The organism is Paraburkholderia sp. (assembly GCF_026225065.1).
Classification (GTDB): domain Bacteria; phylum Pseudomonadota; class Gammaproteobacteria; order Burkholderiales; family Burkholderiaceae; genus Paraburkholderia.
In genome coordinates this window covers 1-2,081 of the sequence record NZ_JAMFSB010000189.1, presented here as the reverse complement: position 1 = coordinate 2,081, position 2,081 = coordinate 1, and the positions used below count along the sequence as shown (strand labels likewise).

2 protein-coding genes are annotated in these 2,081 nt (G+C 64.6%); both read left to right on the top strand.

Annotated features, from left to right (window positions below; all coding sequences use genetic code 11):
- Positions 1 to 1,700: glycosyltransferase family 9 protein (locus M0954_RS14165; protein WP_297353832.1), on the top strand; the 1,700-nt coding region annotated here is incomplete at its 5' end.
- 47 nt (positions 1,701 to 1,747) lie between these two features.
- The coding region (locus M0954_RS14160; protein ID WP_297353830.1) for a tetratricopeptide repeat protein at positions 1,748 to 2,081 on the top strand (334 nt) is incomplete at its 3' end.

The window sequence follows — 2,081 nt, the reverse complement described above, 5'->3', positions numbered from 1 at the left end:
TCGAGCAGGCGTATCACAGTGCTTCGCTGTCCAAGGGCGAGACCCTCAGCGGTGGCCGCTATGCGCGGCTCGCGCTGTTTGCCGATGCGCTCGGCAAGCAGGACGTCGCGAAGCGTTACAGCGAACTAGCGGTGGGAGCCCAACCGGTCGAAGCATCGATCGAATGGATTGTGTGGTTGATCGACCGATGCCGGGCGCATTCGGCCGAGGCGCATATGCTGCGTGCTTACGGCCGGCACGCGCCTCAAGATGTGCGTGCTCCCTGGTGGCTAACGATTGCGCTCTCATCCTTGCCAGGTTCCGCGGCGAGCGCCGAACGGCGTGAAGCGCTTTCACGAGCGTACGCGCTGGACCCGGCGATTCATCCTGCGTTGCCGTTGCAACTCGCACTCGCGTATCGGGAGATTCGCGATTGGGACAGCGTTGAACGCGTGTGCCGGAAGATCCTCGCCCAGCATCCGGCCGATGCCGAAATGGCGTGGCAACTGAGTCACGCGCAATGGCAGCGCAACGATGCCGCCGGCGCGGAGGCAACGATGCGCGCGGTCGATGCGGCCGCGCCTGGTAACGCGGCGGTTGTCGCCGCCATCGGTCAGTACCTCTGCGAGCAGGCGCGCTATGCCGAAAGCGAAGCAACGCTGCATGCTTCGCTGGCATTGGACCCGAATGCCGCATCGCCCGCGGTGGATCTCGCCGATCTGGAGTTGCGCCGTGGCGACTGGTCGACAGCGTGGCCGCGTTTCGAGGCGCGGCTCAACCGCGAAGACCGCGAAGCGAACAACGTTATGTCCATTCTCGCGAACCTGTGTCCGCGCTGGCGCGGCGAGCCGCTTGCGGGCAAGACGCTGGTCGTGCATAGCGAACTGGGCAATGGCGACGATATCCAGATGGTGCGGTTTCTCCCGGAACTGGCCGCGCGCGTGCACGACGAGGGCGGCCGGCTAGTGCTGGCCGTGCGCCGGCCACTGGCGCCGTTGTTCTCGCGTTTTTATGCTGATTGCGTGTCGATCGAAGACGGCCCGCTCGGCAAACCCGACTTCGCTTTGCCGATGATGAGCATGCCGCTCACGCTCGGCTTGCAGCCGGAGCAGGTGCGCGGTGAGGCATATCTGCAGGCGGATTCGCAGCGGCTGGCGCAATGGCAGACGAAGGTGAGGGCCGACGACGCACATCCGGCCCTGCTGCATGTTGGCCTCGTCTGGTCCGGCAGCCCGACGCACCGCCGTGACGCAAAGCGTTCGATTCCCCTTGCGTCGTTGGCGCCGGTTCTCGCGCTGGCGGATGTTGTGTTCTATCCGCTCACGCCGGGGCTGAGTGCGGACGTAGCGGCCATGTCAGCGCAGGGCTATCGCGTGCGTGATCTTACTGGGCACTACGAAGCCGGCTTTGACGATGTTGCTGCACTTGTTGCCGCACTAGATGCTGTGGTGACCATCGACAGTGCACCGTTGCATCTGGGCGGGTCGCTAGGCCGTCCGGTGCTGGCGATGCTCGATCATGTCTCGCATTGGTCCTGGGGCAACGCGGAAACGCAGCCTTGGTATGACTCGGTTCAGCTCTACCGGCAGACCGAGCCGGGCGCGTGGGGGCCGGTGGTCGAGCGGGTGGCGGCACGCTTGCAAGCGATGGCTCAGGCTCAGGCCCAGGCCCACCCGTCGCCAAGGCACACACGACAACCGGACACCAGCCCGCACGCGTAGCCGCACACAACCCCGCTTTCGAACATCAATAATCGCAGAGCGTTTGGATGCACGACCGCGCGCTCTTCAACCGCTCTTTCCCCGACAGCATGGAAGAACTCGACGCCCTGATTGTTCGCGCTGACGCCTATCTGGCAGCACATCAGACTCACGAAGCGATGCAGCAATACCAGCAGGTGCTTGAACAGCAACCCCGGCATGCTCACGCACTGCACCGAATGGGGCTTGCCTGTTTTCATCTGGGCCAGGCGGAACGTTCACGCCAGTATCTGGACGAGGCATTGACCGTTGCCCCAGAGCGTGCGGACATCTGGGAGCATCGCGGCATATTGGCGGCCGGGGGCGGCGATCGCGTGGGCGCCGAAGCGTTCTATCATCGCG